Source organism: uncultured Kocuria sp. (assembly GCF_947500125.1).
Taxonomy (GTDB): domain Bacteria; phylum Actinomycetota; class Actinomycetes; order Actinomycetales; family Micrococcaceae; genus Kocuria.
This window is the reverse complement of record NZ_CANMRA010000003.1, coordinates 83,753-107,861: the sequence shown is the minus strand read 5'-3', so window position 1 is coordinate 107,861 and position 24,109 is coordinate 83,753. Positions and strand designations below refer to the sequence as shown.

General features: G+C 74.9%; 14 protein-coding genes and 1 tRNA gene. 9 read left to right on the top strand and 6 right to left on the bottom strand.

What is annotated here, in order from left to right:
* Positions 1–87: 87 nt before the first annotated feature.
* Positions 88–3,546: an ATP-dependent DNA helicase gene (locus Q0817_RS02980; protein WP_298583737.1), complete on the top strand. Its 3,459-nt coding sequence runs from the start codon at positions 88–90 to the stop codon at positions 3,544–3,546.
* Positions 3,547–3,596: 50 nt separating this feature from the next.
* Positions 3,597–7,085: an ATP-dependent DNA helicase gene (locus Q0817_RS02975; RefSeq protein WP_298583730.1), complete on the top strand. Its 3,489-nt coding sequence runs from the start codon at positions 3,597–3,599 to the stop codon at positions 7,083–7,085.
* On the opposite strand, the gene Q0817_RS02970 is transcribed toward Q0817_RS02975, so the two are convergent.
* Positions 7,082–8,257: a phosphotransferase gene (locus Q0817_RS02970; RefSeq protein WP_298583724.1), complete on the bottom strand. Its 1,176-nt coding sequence runs from the start codon at positions 8,255–8,257 to the stop codon at positions 7,082–7,084. The two genes, Q0817_RS02975 and Q0817_RS02970, sit on opposite strands and share 4 nt — an antisense overlap.
* A 98-nt stretch (positions 8,258–8,355) precedes the next feature.
* Here Q0817_RS02970 and nudC point away from each other — a divergent pair, with 98 nt between their 5' ends.
* Together nudC and Q0817_RS02960 are read left to right on the top strand one after the other, a co-directional pair.
* Positions 8,356–9,441 (top strand): NAD(+) diphosphatase, encoded by a 1,086-nt coding sequence (nudC, locus tag Q0817_RS02965; RefSeq protein WP_298583722.1) that lies wholly within the window; start codon positions 8,356–8,358, stop codon positions 9,439–9,441.
* On the top strand, positions 9,435–11,267 hold the full coding sequence (locus tag Q0817_RS02960; RefSeq protein WP_298583720.1) for an ATP-dependent helicase: 1,833 nt from the start codon (positions 9,435–9,437) through the stop codon (positions 11,265–11,267). Before nudC ends, Q0817_RS02960 begins: the two co-directional genes overlap by 7 nt.
* On the opposite strand, the gene Q0817_RS02955 is transcribed toward Q0817_RS02960, so the two are convergent.
* Positions 11,258–12,091 (bottom strand): ThiF family adenylyltransferase, encoded by an 834-nt coding sequence (locus Q0817_RS02955; protein WP_298583719.1) that lies wholly within the window; start codon positions 12,089–12,091, stop codon positions 11,258–11,260. The genes Q0817_RS02960 and Q0817_RS02955 overlap by 10 nt on opposite strands.
* A 160-nt stretch (positions 12,092–12,251) precedes the next feature.
* Here Q0817_RS02955 and Q0817_RS02950 point away from each other — a divergent pair, with 160 nt between their 5' ends.
* The gene (locus Q0817_RS02950; RefSeq protein WP_298583717.1) at positions 12,252–12,821 is read left to right on the top strand and encodes a M48 family metallopeptidase; all 570 of its coding nucleotides are present in this window, start codon (positions 12,252–12,254) and stop codon (positions 12,819–12,821) included.
* Here Q0817_RS02950 and Q0817_RS02945 read toward each other — a convergent pair.
* A complete protein-coding gene (locus Q0817_RS02945) occupies positions 12,797–14,239 on the bottom strand; it encodes a zinc-dependent metalloprotease (RefSeq protein ID WP_298583715.1) in 1,443 nt (480 codons plus the stop codon). The genes Q0817_RS02950 and Q0817_RS02945 overlap by 25 nt on opposite strands.
* A 217-nt stretch (positions 14,240–14,456) precedes the next feature.
* Here Q0817_RS02945 and Q0817_RS02940 point away from each other — a divergent pair, with 217 nt between their 5' ends.
* From Q0817_RS02940 to Q0817_RS02930, 3 genes are all read left to right on the top strand, one after another.
* On the top strand, positions 14,457–15,536 hold the full coding sequence (locus Q0817_RS02940) for a PDZ domain-containing protein (protein WP_298583713.1): 1,080 nt from the start codon (positions 14,457–14,459) through the stop codon (positions 15,534–15,536).
* Between the two features lie 157 nt (positions 15,537–15,693).
* Positions 15,694–18,678 (top strand): UPF0182 family protein, encoded by a 2,985-nt coding sequence (locus Q0817_RS02935; protein ID WP_298583712.1) that lies wholly within the window; start codon positions 15,694–15,696, stop codon positions 18,676–18,678.
* A gap of 46 nt (positions 18,679–18,724) precedes the next feature.
* Positions 18,725–18,798, top strand: a tRNA-Met gene (locus Q0817_RS02930).
* Between the two features lie 127 nt (positions 18,799–18,925).
* Here Q0817_RS02930 and Q0817_RS02925 read toward each other — a convergent pair.
* Both Q0817_RS02925 and Q0817_RS02920 read right to left on the bottom strand, forming a co-directional pair.
* On the bottom strand, positions 18,926–19,669 hold the full coding sequence (locus Q0817_RS02925) for a PspA/IM30 family protein (RefSeq protein WP_298583709.1): 744 nt from the start codon (positions 19,667–19,669) through the stop codon (positions 18,926–18,928).
* A gap of 122 nt (positions 19,670–19,791) precedes the next feature.
* Entirely contained in the window at positions 19,792–21,858 is a 2,067-nt protein-coding gene (locus tag Q0817_RS02920; RefSeq protein WP_298583707.1) for a TPM domain-containing protein, read from the bottom strand.
* Between the two features lie 269 nt (positions 21,859–22,127).
* Between Q0817_RS02920 and Q0817_RS02915 the strand changes: the two genes are divergently transcribed.
* Positions 22,128–23,597, top strand: coding sequence for a S1C family serine protease (locus Q0817_RS02915; RefSeq protein ID WP_298583705.1), 1,470 nt, complete (start codon positions 22,128–22,130; stop codon positions 23,595–23,597).
* Positions 23,598–23,631: 34 nt separating this feature from the next.
* Here the strand turns inward: Q0817_RS02915 and Q0817_RS02910 are convergent, their stop codons facing one another.
* Positions 23,632–24,099, bottom strand: coding sequence for a tRNA (cytidine(34)-2'-O)-methyltransferase (locus tag Q0817_RS02910; protein ID WP_298583703.1), 468 nt, complete (start codon positions 24,097–24,099; stop codon positions 23,632–23,634).
* Between the last annotated feature and the right edge of the window lie 10 nt (positions 24,100–24,109).

The following is a 24,109-nucleotide window of genomic DNA, read 5'->3' as shown; positions in this document are numbered from 1 at the left end:
GCGTCCCCCGGGACCGGGCGCGGGCCGTCCGGAACGCACGGGCGCGGAGGGCTTAGACCGTCGGAGTCCCGTGATGGGATGAGACCCATGCGGCACTCCGAGGACAGCACCCCCGTCACGAGCTCCGTCGCACCCGGGGCGGGTCCGGTGCGCTGGAACCTCGTGCCCCCGCACGGCTCCGCGCCGGAGCGCACCGCGTGGCGGCCGGGCCCCGAGCAGGAGGAGATCGCCGGGCTCCCGGCCGGCTGCGGGCCCCGGCTCGTGCTGGGCGGCCCGGGGACCGGGCGGACCCGGGTGCTCGTGGAGCTGGCGGCGCGCCGGATCGGCCACGGCCTCGACCCGGACCGGCTGCTCGTGCTCACCCCGTCCCGGCTCGCGGCCGCCCGGCTGCGGGACGACCTCACGGCCGCGGTCGCGGCCACCATGAGCTCCCCGCCCGTGCGGGCCTGGCAGTCCTACGCCTTCGACCTCCTCCGGCGGGCGCAGAACGAGGGCCTGCTCCCGGGCGTCGCGCACGGGCCCAAGCTGCTGTCCGGCCCGGAGCAGGACGTGCTCATCGGCGAGCTCATGGCCGGACACGCCGCGGGGTTCGGGGCCGCCGTCGTGTGGCCGCCGGACCTCCTGGAGGCCCTGGGGACCCGCGGCTTCCGCCAGGAGGTGCGCGAGCTGTTCGACCGGATGTCCGAGTACGACCTCGCCCCCGACGACCTGCGCGCCCTCGCCCGGCGCCTGGAGCGTCCGGACTGGGCCGCGGCCGCCACGCTGCGCGCCGAGTACCTGGCCGTCCGCCGGCTGCGGATGCCGGAGGCCTACGACCCCGCCGTCCTCGTGACCGAGGCCGCACGGGTCCTCGAGGAGCAGCCGGAGTTCCTGCGGGCCGAGCAGGAGCGCCTCGACCTCGTGCTCGTGGACGACCTGCACGAGGCGACGCCCTCGATCCACCGGCTGCTCGCGGTGCTGTGCCGGGGACGCGACACCGTCATGACGGTCTGCACGGACACGGTGGTCCAAGGCTTCCGCGGGGCCCGGCCCGACCTGCTGCGCACCCTCGACGACCGGCTCGCCGAGCCCGCCCGGCCCCTCCGCCGGCACCCCCTGGGCACGAGCCGGCGGATGCCCGGGGCCGTCGCGGAGGTGTGGCGGCGCGTGGCCGAGCGGATCCCCGCCGTCGCCGGGGCCCGGCACCCCCGCGGCCTCCTGCCTGCCGCGGACCCCGAGGACATCGCGGGCACCGCAAACACCGCGGACGCGGCGCACGCCGAGGTCGCCACGGCGGAGGACGCCCCGGACCACGGCATGCGGGACGGCGCGGGAGGCGGCGCGGCGCCGGGGGAGGTCACCACGGTGGTGCTCCCGTCGCCGCTGCACGAGGCCCGCTGGATCGCCCACCAGGTCCTCGAGCGCCACCTCGTGCACGGTGTCCCGCTGGCCGACATGGCCGTGGTCGTGCGCAACGGCCGCTACCTGGAGGGCCTCGAGCGCCAGCTCTCCGCCCTCGGCGTGCCCGTCAGCACCTCCGCGGCGGAGACGCCGGTCCGGGACGAGCCGGCGGTGCGCCCGCTGCTGGGCGCGCTGCGCATCGTGACCGAGGCGGCCGCGGCGTCCGGGGCGGGGGAGGAGGACGCCCACTTCGGCGCCCTCACCGTCCAGGCCGCCGTCGACCTGCTGAGCTCCCGGATCGGCAACGCCTCCCCGATGGACGTCCGCCGGCTGCGCCAGCGGCTCCGGGCGGAGGAGCTCGCCGCGGGCGGCCTCCGCACCAGCGACGACCTGCTCGTGGAGGCCCTCGTGGCCCCCGGGGCGCTCGACGCCGCCGGGGTGCGCTCCGTGCCGGCCCGCAGGATCGCCCGGATGCTCACGGCCGGCACCCGCGCCCTCCGGGAGGAGGGCGCCACGGCCGAGACCGTCCTGTGGGCGCTGTGGGAGGCGGCCGGGGTCGCCGAGTCCTGGCGTCGGCGCGCGCTGGAGGGCGGCCCCGCGGGGGAGCGGGCCGACCGCGACCTCGACGCCGTGGTGGGCCTGTTCGAGTCGGCCGAGCGCTACGTCGACCACCTGCCCGGCGCGAGCCCCGCACAGTTCCTGGACTACGTCGACAACCAGGACCTGCCCATGGACACCCTGGCCGCCCGCGCCCCGACCGACGAGACGGTCGAGATCATGACGCCGGCCACGGCCGCGGGCCGGCAGTGGCCGGTGGTCTTCGTCGCCGGCGTGCAGGAGGGCGTGTGGCCCAACACCCGCCTGCGCGGGCAGCTGCTGGGCGCGGACCTGCTCACGGACGCGCTCGACCTCGGCGTCGAGCAGGCCGCACGGGTCACCCCGGTGACCCGGATGCGCGAGGTCCGCCACGACGAGCTGCGCTCCTTCTCCGCCGCGGTCTCCCGCAGCTGCGGGACGCTCGTGGTCACGGCGGCCGCCGGCGAGGACGAGCAGCCCTCGGAGTTCCTGGACCTCGTCGACCCCCCGGGCTCCCGGCCCGGGGACGGCGCCCGAGCCGTGGTGGACGCCCCGCGGCCCATGACGCTGCGCGCCCTCGTGGCCGAGCTGCGGCAGTGGGTCCAGCTGCACGAGGAGGACCCGGTGCGCTCCGAGGCCGCCGCCCGGCTGCTCCACCGCATCGCCGCCTCCCCGCGACCGGTGCCCGGCGCCCACCCCGACACCTGGTGGGGCGCGGCGGAGCTCTCCAGCACGGCGCCCGTCTTCGACGACGGGGTCCCCGTGCCCGTCTCCCCGTCCCGGATCGAGACCATCCACCGGTCTCCGCTCGACTGGTTCGTGGCGGCCTCGCGGGCCGAGGCCGCCACCGACCTCAGCCGCAGCCTCGGCTCGCTCGTGCACGCCATCGCCGAGGAGCTGCCGGAGGCGCCGGGCGCCGAGCTCGTCGCCGAGCTCGAGCGCCGCTGGCCCACGCTGGGGCTGCCGGACACCTGGGAGTCGGCGGTCCAGCTCGAACGGGCCCGGCAGATGCTGCGCAAGTTCGCCCAGTACGTGCTGGACGCCCGCGGCAAGCACGGCCGCCGGCTGGCCTCCGTGGAGGGCGCGTTCAGCGTGCTCGTCCAGGGGCGGGCGCGCGACGCCCTGCTCCGGGGCCGCGTGGACCGCCTCGAGCTCGACGAGCAGGGCCGCTACGTCGTCGTCGACCTCAAGACCGGACGGAACCAGCCGGCCGGGGCGAAGATCGCCGAGCACCCGCAGCTGGCGGCCTACCAGGTGGCGCTGACGGCGGGGGCGGGCTCGGCCATGGTCGCCGGTGCGGACGAGACCGTCCTGGAGCTGCCCGGCGGCACCGTGACGGAGCTCTCCGGCGGCGCCCTGCTCGTCCAGCTCGGCACCCGGGCCAAGTCCCCGTCCGTGCAGCAGCAGGACCCCCTCGACCCGGACGCCACATGGGCGCGGGAGCTGATCACCCGGGCCGCGGAGCTCGTGGCCGGGGAACGGTTCACCGCCCGCCACGACCAGGCCGAGGGCGCCTTCAACGGTCACGGGTGCAAGCTGCCGCAGATCTGCCCGCTGTGCGCCGAGGGGCGGCAGGTGAGCGAACCGTGAGGACGGACCCCGGCCCCATCCCACCCCGACAGCAGGAGACGACAGCGCCCATGACCGGCACCCCCGCCGACGGCACCCCGCCGGAGACGGCCGAGCACCCCTACGGCGGCGTCGAGCCCCGGTACAGCCCCGAGGAGCTCGCCGACCTGCTCGGCGGCAACCGGCCCACGGCCCAGCAGTCCGCGGTGATCTCCGCCCCGCTCACCCCCCGGCTGGTCGTCGCGGGCGCGGGCTCGGGCAAGACCGCCACCATGGTCGACCGCGTGGTCTGGCTCGTGGCCAACGGCGTCGTCGCCCCGGACCAGGTGCTCGGCGTGACGTTCACCCGCAAGGCCGCCGGCGAACTGGGGGAGCGCATGCGCTCCCGGCTCGCCCGGCTGCGCGCCCAGGGGCTCGTCACGCCCGCCGGCGGCGAGGAGGACGACCTCCCGGCCGCGCCCCAAGACCCCACCGTCAGCACCTACCACTCCTACGCCAACACGCTCGTGCGCAACTACGGGCTGCGGATCGGGATCGAGCCGGACACCACGCTGCTGGGCCAGGCCCGCACGTGGCAGCTCGCCGCGCAGACCGTGGAGGCCTGGACCGGGGAGCTGCTCGAGACCATGCCCGCGAAGTCGACCATGGTCGGGGCGGTCCTCGACCTCGCCTCGGCGTGCGCGGAGCACCTCGTGGACCCGGCGGACGTGGAGCGCTTCGCGTCCCAGCTGCTCGGCGCGCTGGCCACCACACCCCCGGGGCGCCGGAAGAAGACCCTGGGCGCGCAGCTGAAGAAGGTCGAGGACAACCAGCGCACCGCGTGGGTCCTCGCCGAGCTCGTGGCCGACTTCTCCCGGCGCAAGCACGAGGCCCAGGCCATGGACTTCGGCGACCTCCTCTCCGCCGCGGCCCGGCTGGCGGAGCAGGACACGGCCGCCCGCCGGACCGAACGGGAACGACACCGGGTGGTGCTGCTCGACGAGTTCCAGGACACCTCGCACGCGCAGCTGCGGCTCTTCGCCGCCCTCTTCGGGCACGGTCACTCCGTGATGGCCGTGGGCGACCCCCAGCAGTCGATCTACGGCTTCCGAGGGGCCTCCTCCGGGCAGCTGTTCGGCTTCTACGACTCCTTCCCGGTCGCGCCCGGCCAGGACGGGGAGCCCAGCTTCCTCACCACGGCGTGGCGCAACGACGCGAGCATCCTCGACGTCGCCAACACCATCGCCGCGCCCCTGCGGACCCTGCCCGAGTGGGCGCGCAGCCGGTCCTCCCTCTCCGTCCCCGAGCTCACCCCGCGGCCCGGCGCGGGCACCGGCCGGGTGCGGATCAGCCGGTGGGCGACCGACGTCGAGGAGGCCGTCGCGCTCGCGGAGCGGGTCCGGGCCCGCCGGGAGAAGCACCGCGGCGAGCCGGAGGAGGAGATGCCCACCATGGCGGTGCTCTGCCGCAAGCGCTCCCAGATCGAGCCCGTGCGGCGGGAGCTCGCCGCCCGGGGGATCCCCTACGAGGTCGTGGGACTGGGCGGTCTGCTCAGCACCCCCGAGGTCTCCGACGTCGTCGCGACCCTCCGGGTGCTGGACGACCCCGGCCGCTCGGACGCCCTCGTGCGTCTGCTCGCGGGCGCCCGCTGGCGGATCGGGACCCGGGATCTCATGGCCCTCGCCGACTGGGCGTCCCACCTGGAACGCCGCCGCACGGAGGCCGCGCAGGCCGGCCGGGCCGAGGACCTCGAGAGCCCGGTGACCGAGGAGGAGGCCCAGGAGGACGCCCTCGTCGAGCCCGATCTCTCCGACCACGCGTCACTGATCGAGGCCCTGGAGACCCTCCCACGGCCCGGCTGGTCCGCCGCGCACGCCCGCACCCTGTCCGGGACCGCGCGGGAGCGCCTGACCAGGCTGCGGGCCGAGCTGGACCACCTGCGCTCCTACCTCTCCGACGACCTGCCGAGCCTGCTCCACGAGATCGAGACGGTCCTCGGGCTCGACGTCGAGGTGGCCGCGCACCCCCACCGGTCCGTCCACCAGGCGCGGCGCAACCTGGACGCCTTCCACGAGGCCGCGCAGTCCTTCACCGCGTCCTCCGCGACGAGCGACGTCTCGGCCTTCCTCGCGTGGCTCGACGTCACGCTCGCGGAGGAGAACGGGCTCGAGCCCGGCCCCGACCGCACGCGGCACGACGCCGTGCAGCTCGTCACGGTCCACGCCTCCAAGGGCCTCGAGTGGGACCACGTCTACGTCCCGGGCCTCAACGCGGGGAACTTCCCGACCGACAAGCCCTCCCGCTGGACCCTCGACACCGGCACCCTGGCCTGGCCGCTGCGCGGTGACGCCCGGTTCCTGCCGCAGTGGGCCGTGGACACGACCGACCTCAAGGCCCTCGAGGAGTCCCACGCGGAGTACCTGGAGCTCGCCGCCCAGCACGCCGAGGACGAGGAGCGCCGCCTCGCCTACGTGGCCGTGACCCGGGCCCGGGAGGTCCTGGAGCTGTCCTGCACCGCGTTCCGGGGCACGGCCGCGAAGAGCCAGGGGCCCTCGGCGTTCGTCGCGGAACTGGCGCCGCTGACCGAGGGTCCCGAGCCGCCCGTCCGCCTCGGTCCCTGGGCCGAGGTGCCGGAGGGGGCGCGCAACCCGGCCGCGGCGACCGTGCTGAGCGCGCCGTGGCCGTACGACCCCCTGGAGGGTCCGGAGGTCACCGAGACCGTGACGGACGAGAGCGGGCAGAGCGCCGTGCGCGTGAGCCCGCCCCCTCACCTCGGCCGCCGGGCCGTGCTCGAGCGGGCCGCCCGCGCGGTGCGGGAGCGCGGGTTCGAGGACACCGCCGACCTCGACGTCGAGGACCTGCTCGGCGTCGCGGAGCGGGACGGGCTGACGCCCGACCCCCGCCGGTGGTCCGAGGAGGCGAAGATCCTGCTGGCGCGGCACGAGGACGGCCGGACGGAGCGGACCGTCCCCATGCCGTCCCACGTCTCGGCGTCGACCCTCGTGGCGCTCGCGCGCGACCCGCTCGAGGTCGTGTCGGGCCTGCGCCGGCCCATGCCGCGCCGGCCCGGCACCGCGGCACGGCGGGGCACCACGTTCCACGCCTGGATCGAGCAGTACTACGGCAGCTCGGCGATCTTCGACGTCGGGGAGCTGCCCGGAACCGCCGACGACTACGTCGACGCGGCCTACGACCTCCCCGGGCTCGCCGCGACGTTCCGGTCGAGCCCGTGGGCGGACCGCCAGCCGTTCGCGGTGGAGTTCCCCCTCGAGACCCCGATCGCCGGGATCACCGTCCGGGGCCGGGTGGACGCCGTCTTCCGCAACGGCGACGGCACGTGGGAGCTGGTCGACTGGAAGACGGGGCGGGCGCCTTCCGGGCGGGAGCTGCGGGAGCGCTCGGCGCAGCTGGCCGTGTACCGGCTCGCGTGGTCCCGGCTGCGGGCCGTCCCGATCGAGGACGTCACCGCCGCCTTCTACTACGTGGCCGAGGACCGGGTGGTCCGCCCGCACGACCTCTCCGGGGCCGAGGAGCTCGAGGCGGTGGTCCGGGAGGCCTACGACGTGGTGCTGCGCCCCTAGTCGGGCCTGCCGTCGGGTCCTGCCGGCGGCGTCCGGCAAGAGGGGGCCCCGGGCGCGCCGGCCGGGGCGGTGTCCTCGGGGCCGCGGTCCGGGGCCGGATCCTCGGGGGCGTCGTCCTGCACCGGGGCCGCAGGCGCGGTCTCCGGCGCGGTTCCCGGCGCGGCCGCACCCGGTGCCGGCTCGGGGCGCCGGGCGACGTCCTGCTCGAGCGTGGCGAGCATCTGCTCCGCGTCGGCGACCAGGTCCGGGGCGCCGCGGTCCACCCCGCGCACCAGCCACTGCGCGAGGGCCAGCTCCGCGTCCAGCCGGGCCCGGTCCAGCAGGTGCCGGTCCGGTTCCCGGTCGGGCGCCTGGAAGGACGTGCGGCGGCAGGCCGCGGCGTAGGCCTCGAGCACTCCGTCGGCGAGGCGCGCATCGCGCGCCGCGAAGAGCCACGCGAAGTCCTCGGCGGGGTCGCCCACGTGCAGATCGGTCCACCCGGTCACCCCGCGCACCCGCCCGCAGGAGATCACGAGGTCGTCCTCCTGCAGGTCGCCGTGGACCACGCGCGGCTGGAACCGCCACACGGCGCGGTCCTCCAGGACCCGCTCCCACCGGTCCAGCAGCGCGGCCGGCACGCGCTGCGTGTCGGCGGCGCGGCGCAGCTCGGTGAGCCGCCGCAGCCGGCACTGCTCGGCGGTGTAGCCGGGCAGATCGGCGTCCAGGACCAGGGCCGGCGGCAGCGCGTGGATCGCGGCCAGCAGCCGTCCGAGCTGCACGGCGAGCGTGGGGGGCGGTTCGGCGCTCGGCACGTGCCGGTGGTGCTCCGGGTCCGGCTCCGCGGCCATGCGGGCGAGCGCGTCGATGTCCAGCGGGGCGCCCTCGATGTGGGAGTGCACGAAGGCGTGCAGGTCCCCGTGGGCCACGGAGCCCGCGGCGGTGGGGACCAGGAACGGGAGACGGGACCGGACGGCGGGGGTGAAGGAGCGCAGCACGAGGTGCTCGGTCTCCAGGCGCACGCTCGCCTCGGGGCTCAGCGGGGACCGCACCCGCCAGTGCCGGCCGGCGGCGTCGACGACCACGGCGGACCGGAAGTCGGCGTCGTCGTCGGGGGAGGGCCCCACCGCCACGGGCGCGAGTCCGGGGACGCCTGCGGCGGCGACGGCGGCCAGGTGCTCGAGGGACGTGCTCACGGCGTCCACCCTACAAGAGGCCCGCCGGTGAGCACGGCGGTCGTCCCCGTCCCCACCCTGCCGGGCCCGGGGCGCGGCCGGGTCGCTACAGTGGAGTCGTGCCCGCCTCCAGCCTTCCCGAGCCCGTCCCCGGCTCCCGCCCCGTGCCCGCCCCCGAGCGTCTCGCGCCGGCCCGCCTGCCGTTCGCGGCGACGGCCTTCGACCGCGACGCCGTCGACCGTGAGCTCCAGGACGTGCGCGTGCTCGCCGCGCAGGACCCCGCCACGCTCGTGCTCGTGCTCGCCGGCGGGCTCGCCCCCGTGGCCGGCGACGCCCTCCTCCTGGTGCCCGCGGCGGAGCTCCCGGCCGTGCCCCACGACCCCCGCCGGCCGGAGGTCTACCTGGGCCGGCTGCCCGGTGCCGACGGAGCCCGCGGCCCCCGGGTCCTGCTGCGGGCCGTCGCCGCCCCCGAGCCGGGGGGAGAGGACGCCGCGGCGGAGCCCTTCGCGGTGCCCGAGCCCCTCGTGGCGGCCGTGACCGCGTTCGCCGCGGCCCGGGGCGAGGAGGAGCTGCGCTGGGCCGGTCTGCGCGAGCTGGGTCCGGTGCTCCCGGCCGAGGACACCTCGCTGCTCGTCACCGCCCAGTCCGTGGGCCTGTGGCACCGGGACCACCCCCGGTGCCCGCAGTGCGGGGAGCCCACCGAGGTGATCCGCTCCGGATGGGCCCGGCAGTGCCGCAACGACGACTCCCTGCACTTCCCGCGCACCGACCCCGCGATCATCGTGGCGGTGAGCGACGGCCATCCCGATCCGGCGCGGGAACGACTGCTGCTGGGCCGCTCGGCGCTCTGGAAGGGCGACCGGTTCTCGACCCTCGCCGGGTTCGTGGAGCCGGGGGAGTCCCTGGAGCAGGCCGTGGTCCGCGAGGTCGCCGAGGAGGCGGGCCTGACCGTGGGGGACGTGCAGTACCTGGGCTCCCAGCCCTGGCCGTTCCCGCGCTCCCTGATGCTCGGCTGCCGGGCCGTGGTGCACTCCGGCTCGGCCGTCCCGGACGGCCAGGAGATCCTGGAGCTGCGCTGGTTCACGCGGGCGCAGCTGCGGGAGGCGGCACGCACCGGGTCGGTGACCCTCCCCGGGCGGGTCTCCATCGCGCACGCGCTCATCGCGCACTGGCTCGGCGAGGACCTGCCGGAGACCGCGTGGTGACCGGGAGCGAGGCCGTCACGGACGTGGAGTCGACCCTCGAGGAGCGCATCCTCGCCGGCCTGGACCCCGAGCAGCGGGAGGTCGCGACCGCACTGCGCGGTCCCGTGTGCGTGCTCGCGGGCGCCGGCACGGGCAAGACCCGGGCCATCACCCACCGGATCGCCTACGGCATCGCCACGGGCGTCTACACGCCGCAGAAGGTCCTGGCCCTCACGTTCACGGCCCGCGCCGCCAACGAGATGCGCAACCGGCTGCGCGGCCTCGGGGCCGCCGGGGTGCAGACACGCACGTTCCACGCCGCCGCCCTGCGCCAGCTGCAGTACTTCTGGCCCCAGGCCGTCGGCGGACCCCTGCCCGGGCTCGTGGAGCACAAGGCGCGGCTCATCACCGAGGCCGCGCAGAACATGCGCCTGTCCACGGACCGCGCGGCCGTGCGGGACCTCGCCGCCGAGATCGAGTGGGCCAAGGTCTCGATGCTGACCCCCGACACCTACCCGGCCCGGGCCGCCGGGCGGGACATGCCGCTGAACTACGACGTGCGCACGGTCCAGCGCCTGTACCAGTCCTACGAGGAGCTCAAGACCGACCGGCACCTCATCGACTTCGAGGACGTCCTGCTGCTCACGGTGGCCGTGCTCGAGGAGGACGAGCGCGTCGCCGCGACCGTGCGCGAGCAGTACCGGCACTTCGTCGTCGACGAGTACCAGGACGTCTCCCCGCTCCAGCAGCGCCTCCTCGACGCCTGGCTCGGAGGCCGGGACGACGTCTGCGTGGTCGGCGACGCCTCCCAGACGATCTACTCCTTCACCGGCGCGACCTCACGGCACCTGCTCGAGTTCCCGTCCCGGCACCCGCAGGCACGGGTGATCGAGCTCGTGCGCGACTACCGCTCCACCCCGCAGGTCGTGGAGACCGCCAACCGCCTGCTCGCCGCCCGCCGGCCGGCGCGGGGGTCGACCCCCGGCGCCTGGGCCACCCCGCTGCGTCTCGTGGCGCAGCGCCCGGACGGGCCGCCCCCGTCCTGGAACGAGTACGCGGACGACGAGGCCGAGGCGGCGGGGACGGCCGCACGCATCCAGGACCTGATCGACGACGGGGTGCCGGCGGCCGAGATCGCCGTGCTCTTCCGCACCAACGGGCAGTCGCAGGCCTTCGAGACCGCGCTCGCGGAGGCCGGCATCGGCTTCCAGCTGCGCGGCACGGAGAGGTTCTTCAACCGGCCGGAGGTCAAGCAGGCCGTGGTCCAGCTGCGCACGGCGGCGCGGGCCGCCGAGGCCACGGACGAGCCGACGCGCCTGGTGCGCGACATCCTCTCCTCCCTGGGCTACTCGGACCGGGCGCCGCGCTCCACGGGCGCGGTGCGGGAGCGGTGGGAGTCGCTGGCCGCCCTCGTCTCGCTCGCGGACCGGATGGCGGCGGAGGCCGCGGCCCGCGAGGAGCAGTTCGTCCTGCCCGCCTTCGCCGCGGAGCTCGAGCGGCGCATGGCCCAGCAGGACGCCCCCGTGATGAACGGGGTGACGCTGGCGTCCCTGCACTCGGCCAAGGGCCTGGAGTGGGACGCCGTGTTCCTGGCGGGGCTCAGCGAGGGCCTGATGCCCATCGGCTTCGCCGAGACCGCGGACGAGATCGACGAGGAGCGCCGGCTGCTGTACGTGGGCATCACGCGGGCCCGGGAGCACCTGGTGCTCTCCTGGACCCTGTCCCGCACCCCGGGCGGGCGGCCCACGCGCAAGCCCTCACGGTTCCTCGACGCCCTGCGCGGAACGGACGGGCCCCGCCCGCCCCAGCACCGGTCCCGCCCGCGCGGCGCCCGCGCTCACTCCTGATCGAGTCCGCACAGGCACCGGCTCCGGTCCAGCTCCGGCCACGACACCGCGTCCGGCCACGGCGGGACGAAGAGCGCCGCGTGCCGGGCCCCGCCCCGCTCCCGGGCCGCGGGCCCGTGTCCGCGGTCGTCGTCCTCGCACAGCGAGGCCAGGGCCACCGCGAGCACCTCGACGGCCAGCCGGACCGCGACGGCCTCCGCGTGGGCCGGGGCCGCCCACGCGGCGAGGACGGCGGCCGGGCCGTGGGGCGCCGCACCGGGCTCCCTGCCCTCGAGCGTCGCCCGCACGCAGTCCGGGCAGGGCCGGTGCGCCCAGGCCACGGTGGGCCAGCGCAGGAGGACACCGCCGGCGCGGTGCAGCGACACCAGCGGGTGCCGGGGGTCGATGCCCGCCCACGAATCCGCTTCCACCGGCCCGGGCAGGGGCCGGCCGACCGGGGGAGCGGCCAGGAGCGCGAGACTGTGCACCACGACGGTGCCCGGCAGCAGGGCACCGGGGAACAGTTCCGGCGCGCTGACCGGGGCGCACCGGGGATCGAGCTCGCGCAGCCTCCGGCGCAGGGCCGCCTCGCGGGGACGGCCGACGTCCGCGGGCCGGTACGCCCCGGTCCCGAGGTCGGCGGCCGTCACAGGCGCGGTGTCGTTGACGTTGAGCCCGAGCACGCCGCAGCGCAGCAGGCGTACGGCCAGCGCCGCGGCGAGGCCGTCCAGGCCCAGGAACAGGACGTGCACCTCGTCGGGACGGGGACGCTCGAGGCAGGACGGGCGCTGGCCCGGGTCCTGGTGGTGTCCCGGACGGGCGCCGGGGAACGGGGTGGTGGGCACGGGAGGCCTTCCGGGACGAACGGGCGGGACGTCGCCACTGTCACCCGGGCCGCGCCCGCCGCGCCCCCGCCGACGGGCCGTGCACAGTCCACGTCGCCGGACCGTGCACACGAGCGGGCCGCGTTTCGCGGCCCGCGCCCGCGACGTGTTCAATGGCCCCATGCCCGTACCGTCGCAGCCCGAGGTCGTCGTGCGCCGCTCCGCCCGCCGGCGCAAGACCGTGTCCGCCCACTGGAGCGAGGACACGGTGGTGCTCTCGGTCCCCCAGACGGCCACCCGGCGGGAGATCGAGCACTGGACCCGCGAGCTGGTGCCCCGGGTCGTGGAGCGCCGGCGCCGTGAGGCGGCCAAGGGCGCCGATCGGCGCTCCGACGACCGTCTCCTGCAGCGGGCCCAGGAGCTGTCCCGGCGCCACCTCGACGGTCGCGCCCGGCCCTCGGACGTGCGGTGGTCGGGTCGGCAGCACACCCGGTGGGGCTCCGCGACGCCCGCCACCGGCGTCATCCGGATCTCGGCGCAGCTCCAGGAGGCCCCGGAGTGGGTGCTCGACTTCGTGCTGGTGCACGAGCTCGCGCACCTGCTCGAGGCCGACCACAGCCCCCGGTTCCGGGACCTCGAGGCCCGGTACCCCCTGGCCGAGAGGGCCCGGGCCTTCCTCGACGGCGCGGCGTGGGCGCACCGTCGCGCGGACGGCGCCGAGGCGGATCAGCGGGAGCCGTCCCCGTCCTGAGGGCCGTCGCCCTCCGGCCGCCCGGCGTCGCCCTCCGTGCCGGGGCCGCCGTCCGCGCCGGGCCCCTCGTAGCCGCCGGAGAGCAGCCGCTGGAGCGCGGCGTCGACCTCGTCCTCGGAGGCGGTGAGCAGCCCGCGGCGCTCGGTGAAGCCCGCGGGGTCGTCCAGGTCCTCGTCGGTGGGCAGCAGCTCCGCGGCGTCCCACAGCCCGTCCCGGTCCTGCACGCCGCGGCGCTCGCCGACGTACTGCCAGAACTGCGCGGCCTCGCGCAGCCGGCGCGGCCGCAGCTCCAGCCCCACGAGGGAGCCGAACGCGTGCTCGGCGGGCCCGCCGGAGGCGCGGCGCCGCCGGACGGTCTCGGACAGGGCCTCCGCGGAGGGCAGGTTGGCGGTCGAGGCGACGGTCACCACGTGCACCCAGCCCTCCACGAGGGCGAGCACCGTCTCGAGCCGCTGGAGCGTGACCTCCTGGTCGGGGGTCTGCTGCGGGGCGAAGATCCCCGAGCTCAGGGCCTCCTGCATGCTCGAGGGGTCCATCGGGTCGATGTCCCGCGCGGCCTCCTCGATGCGGGCCATGTCGATGTGGATCCCCGCGGAGAAGCGCTTGACGAGGTCCAGGATGTGCTGGCGCAGCCACGGGTTCGCCGCGAACAGCCGGACGTGGGCCGCCTCGCGCACGGCGACGTAGAGCATGATCTCCTGCGCCGGGATGTCCAGGCCCTCGCCGAAGTCCTTGATGCTGGCGGGCAGCAGCCCGGACCGGCCCTCCGCGAGCGGCAGGCCGATGTCGGTGGAGCACAGCACCTCGCGGGACAGACCGCCGATGGCCTGGCCCAGCTGGATCCCGAACAGCATCCCGCCCGCGCCGGCGAGCATGCCCGAGGCCCCGCCCATCATGGCGGAGAGCTCGGGGGGCAGCTGCTGGGTGAGGGCGTCCGTGAGCGCCTTCGTCACGGACTCCGCGACCGGGCCCGTCATGTCCTTCCAGGTCTCCTGGGTGGCCTCGATCCACTCCGCGCGGGACCACGCCTGGGGCAGGATCGAGGGCTGTCCGAAATCGGTGTGGTCGGCCAGCCACAGCTCGGCGAGGCGCATCGCGTCCTCGACCGCCCCGCGCTGGGCGGGGGTCACGGACGGGTCGCCGCCCTCGGCGGCGATCCGCCGGGCGTGGTCGTGGGCGAGCTTCCAGTTGACCGGCCCCTCGGACGCCCCGGCGCCCATCATGGACTGGATCTGCTGGAACATCATGGACATCGCCTGGGGATCCACCGGCACACCGGCGCGCTGGAGGTCCTCGGGGCTCATCCCGCTCTGCCCCATGAGACGCTCGAGCATCTCCTGGAAGGGGTCCTTGGGGCCGTCGCCGGAGTCGTCCCCGGGGTTGTTCCCGGGTCGGTCGTTGGGAGGCTGGGGAGTCATGGGTCCACCGTTCTTCGGTCGGGTCGGGGGATCGGGCGGCACGGGCGCGCCCGACGTCTCTGCTCCCAGCGTAGCGAGCACCGGACGGGGCCGACCATGGGCCAACTCCCAGTTCGCTGGAAGCTCAGGGGAGGGTCCCGCACGATAAGCTGAACCGTCCGGACCGGGTGGCCTCACCGCCTCCGGTCCCACCGACGACGACCGCCGAGGACCGCCCGTGACCGCTTCCCCCCGCCCGCGCCGTGCGCTGCGCCGCCGCGGCCTCGAGTCCTGGGCGCTGCTCGGGTCCGCCGGGCTGCTGCTGGCCGGGACGGTGCTGCCCGCGCCGTTCGTGATCGAGGCTCCCGGCCCCACGTTCAACACCGTGGGGGAGCACGACGGCCGGCAGCTGCTGGGGGTCTCCGGCGCCCCGACCTATCCGAGCGAGTCCGTCCTGGACCTGACCACGGTCTACGTCACCGGGGGGCCCGACAAGAACGTCAACGTGCTCACCGTCCTCGGGTCCTGGCTGGACCCGTCCGCCTCCGTCGTGCCGGCCGACACCCTCTATCCCCGGGACGTCTCCGACGAGGAGGCCGCCCAGCACAGCATGCTGGCCATGAGCACCTCGCAGGAGGACTCGATCGCGGCGGCGCTGACGCACCTGGACCAGGACTTCGACACCCGGCTCTCGGTGCAGGGGACCGTGCCGGGCGGCCCCGCGCAGGGGGTGCTCGAGCACGGCGACGTCCTGCGCGGCGTGGACGGGGAGCCGGTCACCGCCCTGGCGTCCCTCAAGTCGGCCCTCGACGCGGCGGGGGAGCGGGGCGTCACCCTGCAGATCGAGCGCGCCGGGGCCCCGCGCGAGGTCGAGGTGGACACCGTGCGCGACGAGGCGTCGGGGAACTGGCAGCTCGGCGTGTACCTCCTGCCCGCCTACGAGTTCCCGATCGACGTGGACTTCGAGCTGGACGAGGTCGGCGGGCCCAGCGCGGGGCTGATGTTCGCCCTGGGGATCGTCGACGAGCTGACCCCGGGCTCGATCGCCGGGGACCGGCACGTGGCCGGCACCGGCACCATCACCCCGGAGGGGGAGGTGGGGCCCATCGGCGGCATCCGGCAGAAGCTCGAGGGAGCCGCCGCTGCCGGGGCGGAGGTCTTCCTCGCCCCGGAGGGCAACTGCGCCGAGGCCCAGGGACACGTCCCGGAAGGGCTGACGGTCCTGTCCGTGCGCACCCTCGACGACGCCGTGGCCGCGGCCGAGGCGGTCGGGGACGGCGGGGACCTCTCGGCGCTGCCGGCGTGCGCCGCCGGATGACGGCCGCCGCGTGCACGATTGCACCCCCGAGAAGCCCGCGGGCAGAATGGACAGGGTGCCCCGGCGACCCGCCGGCGGCGCTCCTCCCCGCAGCATCCCGCACCCCACGACTTCACGCACCACATCTGACGAACGACGCCGATTGCAGAGGTAACCAGTGACCGCCGGACCAACAGCCCCCCGACCACCGAGGCAGCAGCCAGCAGGACAGCGGCGGAAACGGGGTGCGCTGTGGCCGACGGTCGTGGTCGTCCTGGTCCTCGTGGCCGCCTTCGTGGGACTGACGCAGCTCTACACGGACGTCCTGTGGTACGACCAGCTGGGCTACCTCAGCGTGTTCGTCACGGAGAACGTCACGAAGATCATCATCTTCGTGGTCGCCGCCGTGCTCGTGGCGGCGCTGATGTTCGCCAGCCTCTTCCTCGCCTACCGGAACCGGCCGATCACGGCCGAGTCCATCGTGGACGACAACCTGCGCCGCTACCAGGAGGCCCTGGAGCCGGTCCGCAAGATCGTCATGGTGGTCGTTCCCGTGCTCTTCGGGCTCTTCGCGGCGAGCACGGCGATGACGCAGTGGGACACGGTGCTGCTGTTCCTCAACCAGGAGCCGTTCGGCCAGGAGGACCCGCAGTTCGGCCTCGACCTCGGCTTCTACGTCTTCACGCTCCCGTTCCTGCGCTTCCTCATCGGCTTCCTCGTCTCGGCGATCCTGCTGGCCGGCGTGGCGGGGATCCTCATGCACTACGTCTACGGGGGCATCCGGATCACCGAGCGGGGGCTCAGCACCACCCGGGCCTCTCGCGTCCACCTCGGGGTGCTGGCCGCGCTGTTCCTGCTGCTCCAGGCCGCGAACTTCTGGCTGGACCGGTACTCCACGCTGCAGTCCTCGTCCGGGACGTGGACGGGTGCCCTGTACACCGACGTCAACGCCGTGATCCCCACCAAGGCGATCCTCGCGGCGGCCGCCCTGATCGTGGCGATCCTGTTCGTCGTGGCGTCCTTCATCGGCCGCTGGCGGCTGCCGGTCATCGGCACCGCCATGCTGCTCGTGGTCGCGGTGGTGGCCGGCGGGATCTACCCGTGGATCGTCCAGCGCTTCCAGGTCACGCCCACGGAGCAGGCCCTGGAGAACCAGTACATCCAGCGCAACATCGACCTCACCCGCTCGGCCTACGGGCTGGACGCGGCCGAGGTCATGCCGTACGACGCCACCACGGAGACCGAGCAGGGCGCGCTGCGCCAGGACACCGAGACGACGTCGAACATCCGCCTGCTGGACCCCAACGTGGTCTCCGCCGCGTTCTCCCAGCTGCAGCAGTTCCGCCCGTACTACCAGTTCCCGGACACCCTCAACGTGGACCGCTACGAGATCGACGGCGAGGTCCAGGACACCGTCATCGCCACCCGTGAGCTGAACCCCGACCAGAACCAGGGGTGGTTCAACCAGCACGTGGTCTACACCCACGGCTACGGCGTGGTCGCCGCCTACGGCAACCGGGTCGAGGTCGACGGCAAGCCGCAGTTCATGCAGGCCGGCATCCCCTCCCGGGGCGTGATCTCGGACGACTACGAGCCGCGCATCTACTTCGGGGAGAACTCCCCGACGTACTCGATCGTCGGCGGCGCGGAGGGCGACGAGCCCCTCGAGCTGGACCGTCCGCAGACGGCCGGCGACCAGGCGGGCGACGCCAAGACGACGTTCGCCGGCAACGGCGGGCCCAGCATCGGCAACTTCTTCAACCGCCTGGCCTACTCGATCAAGTTCCAGTCCTCGGACATGCTGCTCTCGGACGCCGTGCGCCCGGAGTCGCAGATCCTCTACGACCGGGACCCGCGCGAGCGCGTCGAGAAGGTCGCCCCGTACCTCACGGTCGACGGCGCCCCGTACCCGGCCATCATCGACGGCCAGGTCCAGTGGATCGTGGACGCCTACACCACCTCCGACGCCTACCCGTACTCGACGCCGTCGGTGCTGCAGGAGGCCACGCAGGACACGCAGACCGCCCAGGGCGCCGCCGCGACCCTGCCGCCGGAGCGGGTCAACTACATCCGCAACTCGGTCAAGGCCACGGTCAACGCCTACGACGGCACCGTGAACCTGTACGCGTGGGACGACGAGGACCCGGTGCTGAAGGCGTGGCAGAACGTCTTCCCCGACACGCTCCAGCCCTACTCCGAGATGTCCGCGGACCTCATGGCGCACGTGCGGTACCCGCAGGACATGTTCAAGGTCCAGCGGGAGCTGCTCAACCGCTACCACGTCACCGACGCGAACAGCTTCTACGCCAACGACGACGTCTGGTCCGTGCCCAACGACCCGACGCAGGACACCGACGTGGCCCTGCCCCCGTACTACCTGTCGATGCGGATGCCCGGTGAGGACGAGGCCAACTTCTCGCTCACCACCTCGTTCATCCCGCAGCAGTCCGAGACGGGCAACACCCGCAACGTGATGTACGGGTACCTGTCCGCCAACTCCGACGCCGGGACCGGCGAGGAGGGGGTCAAGAGCGACGAGTACGGCACACTGCGCCTCCTCGAGCTGCCGCGCTCCTCCGTGGTGCCCGGCCCCGGCCAGGCGCAGAACCTCTTCAACTCGGACACGGACGTCTCGACGGAGCTGAACCTGCTCCGCCAGGGCGCCTCCGAGGTCATCAACGGCAACCTGCTCACCCTGCCCGCGGGCGGCGGCATGCTCTACGTCCAGCCCGTCTACGTCCAGTCCTCGGGCGACGCCGCGTACCCGACGCTGCGGCGCGTGCTGGTCGGCTTCGGCGAGGAGGTGGGCTTCGCGCCCACCCTGGAGGAGGCCCTCGACGAGGTCTTCCAGGGCGACTCCGGCGCGCAGACGTCGTCCGGGGCGGGCGTCGACGACGCCGAGGCCGGGAGCCCGGACGGGGCCGGCGAGGACGGGGCGGAGTCCCCGGCCGGCGGCAGCCTCGAGGACGCCCTCAGCGACGCCAACCAGGCGATCCAGGAGTCCGAGGAGGCCCTGCAGGAGGGCGACTGGACCTCGTACGGTGAGGCCCAGCAGCGGCTCCAGGACGCCATCGAGCGGGCGCTCGAGGCGGACGGCGTCGTCGCCCCCGAGGCGGAGGGCGCCCTCGCCCCCGAGGAGCCGGCCGAGCAGCCCGCCGGGTAGCCGATTTGCGGGTCCACCCCGCGGCACGTATAGTCATACATGTCGCCGCGGGGTGGAGCAGTTCGGTAGCTCGCTGGGCTCATAACCCAGAGGTCGCAAGTTCAAATCTTGCCCCCGCAACTTCCAGAAGGCCCCCGGACCACCACGGTCCGGGGGCCTTCGTCGTGCCCGGGGTTCTCCCGGGCAGCGAAGAGGCCCCACGGCCGCGGCCGTGGGGCCTCTTCCCGTTCCCGGCGAGGGGCTCGCCTCAGACCTCTTCGGAGGAGACGATCCGCTCGGCGTTCCTGGACTTCAGGGCCGCGAGACGGGCCTCGATCTCGGTCTGCTGGCCGAGGGACTCGAGGGACTCGAACTGCGCGTCCAGGGAGGACGCGGCGAGCTCCTGCTGGCCGAGGACGCGGGCCTCCTCGCGCCGGATCTTGTCCTCGAACCGGGACACCTCGCTCGTCGGGTCGAGCACGTCGAAGGCCTTCAGCGCGTCCTGGACCTGCGACTGCGCCTGGACCGTCTTCTGCCGGGCGTTGAGCTCGTCCCGCTTGTTGGACAGCTCCTGGAGCTTGCCCCGCATCTTGTTGAGCCCGTCCTTGAGCTTCTCCACGACCTCGGTCTGGGCCTGGATCTGCGGCTCGGCGCCGCGGGCCTCCGTCTCGTACTGGATCTGGCGCTGGAGGGCGACCTTGGCGAGGTTGTCGAACTTCTGGGCCTCGGAGGCCTTGCCGGCCCCGAGGTACTCCTCGGCCTTGTTCGAGGCGGCCAGGGCCTTGTTGCCCCACTCCTGGGACTCGCGCACGTCCTCCGCGTGGTCCTGCTCGAGCAGGCGCAGGCTGCCGATGGTCTGCGCGACGGCGGCCTCGGCCTCGCGGATGTTCTCGGTGTAGTCGCGCACCATCTGGTCCAGCATGAGCTGCGGGTCCTCGGCGGCGTCGATCATGGCGTTGATGTTGGCCTTCGCGAGCTGGGCGATGCGGCCGAAGATGGACTGCTTGATCATGGTTCCTTCTCTCTGGTGCTTCCCGGGAGGGCCTCCCGGGGTCGTGGGCCGGACAGGGGTCGTGGGACGGGCAGATGGGTGGGCCGGGCCGCGCCGGGGGGACGGGCGCCCGGCGGGCGGGATCAGAAGCTGCCCCCGATGCCGCCGCCGAAGCCGCCGCCCCCGCCGAAGCCTCCGCCGAAGCTGCCGCCGAAGCCGCCGCCACCGCCACCGCCGCCGAAGCCGCCGCCGCCGTTGAGGATCGAGCCGAGGAGGATGCCGCCGAGCATCGCGCCGCCCATGCCGCTGTTGGAGCGGCCCCGGTGGCCGCCCATCCCCATGGGCGTGCCGAAGCCGCCGGAGGAGAAGGAGTCGACGTCGCGCTGCGCGATGTACTGGGCCTCGCCGGCGAGACGGACGGCCTCGTTGGCGCAGGTGAGCGCCTCGGAGGGGTCCGACTTCCGGGTCCGCTGGGCGGCCTCGAGGTAGCGCTCGGCCTCCGCGAGGCGGGTGCGGGCCTCCGGGCCGACACCGCCGCGGCGGGCCCAGATGTACTCGCTCGCCGAGCTCAGCTGCGCCTGCGCGGAGACGAGGGTGTGGGCGAGGGTCTCCCGCGCGGAACGGTCGCGGTCGTTCTGGGAGCGCACCGACGCGAGCCCCTTGTCGAGCTCGTCCTTGGCCACCGCCAGGCGACGGCTCAGGCCGAGCGGATCGATCCGGCCCGCGCCCATCTGCTCCTCGACGGTGCGCAGGACGGCGCCGACGCCGGCGACCGCTCCCGCGAGCTCCGGGTTGGAGCCGCGCCGGACGAGGGCGTCCGCCTCGGCGACGTCCCGCTGGGCGATGGTCACCGCGTCCTTGAGGGACTCCTCGGCGTGGGCGAGCTCGGTGGCCGCGTGCTCCACGGCGTCGAGCAGCCCGCCGGCCTGCCCCACGCCCTCCTCGGCGGCGCGGATGTCCAGCACGGCGTCGCTCGTGCGCCCCGCGGCGAGGTCCGTGCGGGCCTCCTCGACGGCGGTGTCCACGAAGTCGAGCCGGTCCCTGGCCTGCTCGATGTTGTCCTTGACGGGGGCGAGGGCGGTCTCGTTGTAGTGGACGGTCAGCTCCCGCAGCCGGGCGTCGGCCGTGGCGAAGCGGGGACGCACGGCCTCGGCGTGGCGCTGGACGTCCTCGAGGGCCTGCGGGGCGCGGGACTCCAGCCGGCGCAGCGAGCTGAAGGCCTCCTGGTGCTCCTGGAGGGGGCGCTGGGCGTCCTGGGAGCGGGCGATGATCTCGCCGAGCCAGGCCCGCTGCTGCTCCTCGGTGTCGAGGATGTGGTCCTCGAGCTGCTGCTGGAGGGCGAACGAGGCCTGCATGTGCTTCTTGGCGTCCCGGATGGCGCGGCGGAACGGCTCGACCTCCTCGTCCCCGTACTGCAGCTGCGCGAAGGCCAGCTCCTGCTCGGAGTGCTGGATGGCGTTGTCGGTGGCCACGAGCAGCTCCCCGGCCCGCTTGCGCAGCTCCGGCACCGGGACGTCCTGCACGGGACCACCGGGGCCCTGCGAGGCGTCCTGGCCGCCGGGCCCGCCGTGCGGGGCGGACTGCTGCTGCCGGCGCTTCTTGTTGCGGGAGGCCATGCCGTAGACCGCGAGCCCGCCCAGGCCGAGCGCCCCGAGGCCGAGCAGCCCGAAGCCCGCCCCGCCCCCGTCGGAGCTGTCCTCGGTCCCGGCGGGAGCGCCGGAGAGCTCCGCCTCGATGCCCTCGACGGCGCCCTCGACGGCGCCGTCCCAGTCGTCGGCCGCGAGCGCCGGCGTGATGTACTGCCGGCTGATGCGCTCCTGCTGCTCGGTGCTCAGGGGCCCGGTCGAGTACGCGGAGAACCGCTGCTGGCGGTCCTCCGTGGCGACGACCAGCACCGCGTCCGAGCTGCCGAGGTCGTTGAGCTCGGCGAAGTCCTGCAGCCACGCGTCGGGGTCCGAGGGGTCGGTGAAGGAGTCGACGAAGACCGCGGTCAGGGTGATGCCCTCCTGGGTGGCGAGCTCGCGCACGTCCGAGGCCAGCGCCGAGGGGTCGTCCAGGACCCCGGCCTCGTCGACGATCCGCTCGCCAGGGGGCACGTCCACGGGCGGCTGGGCGACAGCGGCTCCGGCGGGGACGAACAGGGCGAGCGTCAGGCCGCAGCCGGCGACGGTCCTGCGGGCAATGGGGCGCCAGTGCATGATCTCCCTCACGTGGTCGGTGCTCCTGATTCTAGGACGGGGGTGCCACGGCGTGGTGATCGGCACCGGGCCTACGCGCAGGGCGAAAGCACATGGCGGCTGATGACCTCCCGTGGGCGCCCGGCAGCCCCTCGGGGGCTGTCCGGACGGCGTCCGGGGCGCGACCAGCGTTCTCAGCGTCGTCTCAGTGCGGGCGTGGATACTTGGGGGCAAAGCCGCCCGCGCCACCCCCGCCCGCACCGGGGCCGGCCGGGCCCGTCCCTTTCCAGGAGGAGACCCCCATGTCCGAGCCCCGAGACCCCCGTTCCGGTGCCGACCCCCAGCTCACGCAGCCCCTTCCGCCGGTCACCGGCCGTCCGGCCCACGACCCGTGGGCGTCCGGCGCCGAGCGGGACGCGCGCCCCGTCTACGGGCCGCGCCCCGGAGCCGGCGAGCAGGACGGGGGCCCCTTCCCGGGCGCGTGGCAGGGCGGCGGGGACCCCGCCGCCCAGCACCCGTGGGGCCACGGCGCCGGGAGCGGCGCCGGGTCGCGCCGGGAGCGGCGCCGCTTCTCGGGGGGCTCGCTGGTGACGGGCATGGTCCTGGCCGCAGTGGTCGGGGCGGGGGCGGCCGTGGGCACGGACGCCCTGCTCGACGGCGGCGGTGCGGCGCCGGCCGCGGGCGGGTCCACGACCAGCTCGATCATCGTCAACGACCAGGACGAGGTGAACGCGGTCACCGCGGCGGCCGTGAAGGCGTCCCCCTCCGTGGTGACGATCTCCGCCTCCGGCGGCGGCCAGAACGGCTCCGGGTCCGGGGTGATCATCGACGACGAGGGGCACGTCCTCACCAACACGCACGTGGTGACACTCGACGGGACCACGAGCAGTCCCTCCCTCGAGGTGCAGCTCGACGACGGCCGCGTGCTCCCGGCCGAGGTGGTCGGCACCGACCCGCTGTCCGACCTCGCGGTCCTGAAGGTCGACGCCCCGGGGCTGACCCCGGCGGTCCTGGGCTCCCTGGACGACGTGAACGTGGGCGACACGGCCATCGCCATCGGCGCGCCGCTGGGCCTCGCGGGCACGGTGACCGACGGGATCGTCTCCACCCTCAACCGCACCATCACGGTCGCCTCCTCCGCCGCGCCGAGCGCGCCGTCGGAGGGCGAGAGCGGCGAGCAGGGCGACGGCAACGACTTCTTCTTCAACCTCCCCGACGAGGACGGCGGCTCCGGCGGCCGCTCGCAGGGCTCCTCGCCGTCGGTGTTCCTCAACGTGATCCAGACCGACGCCGCCATCAACCCCGGCAACTCGGGCGGGCCGCTGATCGACACGGACGGCGAGGTGATCGGGATCAACGTGGCCATCGCCTCGGCCGGCTCCAGCGCGGAGGCCGGCAACATCGGGGTGGGCTTCTCGATCCCGGTCGACACCGCGAAGCGGGTGGCCGAGGAGATCATCGACGACGGCCGGGCCACGCACGGCTACCTCGGCACGAGCGTGAGCGCCGCTCCGGGCGCGGAGGGCCGCAGCCAGGCCTTCTCCGACGGCGCCGCGGTGCAGCAGGTCGTGCCCGGCTCGCCGGCCGACGACGCCGGGCTGGAGGTGGACGACGTCATCACGGAGTTCAACGGCCACCGCATCCAGGACGCGAACTCCCTGACGGCGGCCGTGCGCGAGCTGCCCGCCGGCGGCACCGGGACGATGACGTTCTCGCGCGGCGGCGAAGAGCGCACCGTGGAGGTCACGGTCGGCGACGCCGACGAGCAGTAGCCGGCGGCCGGACGGCCGGTCCCTGCGCGGGCGCTCAGTTCCCGGCGCCCGCGAAGCCCAGCTGGCGCCAGGCCTCGTAGACGGCGATGGACGCCGAGTTCGCCAGGTTCAGCGACCGGCGGGCCGGCAGCATGGGGATGCGGACCCGCGCGGTGACGTGCGGGTCCGCCTTCACCGCGGCGGGCAGGCCCACCGACTCGGGTCCGAACAGCAGCACGTCCCCGGGGCGGTAGGCCACGTCCGTGTGCGAGATCTCGCCGTCGGTGGTGAACGCCCAGACCCGTTCCGGGGCCAGGGCGGCCCAGGCCGCGTCCAGGTCCGGGTGGACGGTCAGCACCGCGAGGTCGTGGTAGTCGAGGCCGGCCCGGCGCAGGTGCGCGGAGCCGAAGTCGAAGCCCAGCGGCTCCACGAGGTGCAGCTCGGCCCCGGTGACCGCGGCGAGGCGGATGGCGTTGCCGGTGTTGCCCGGGATCTCGGGGGTGTGGAAGAGGATGCGGAGCATGACCGCCAGT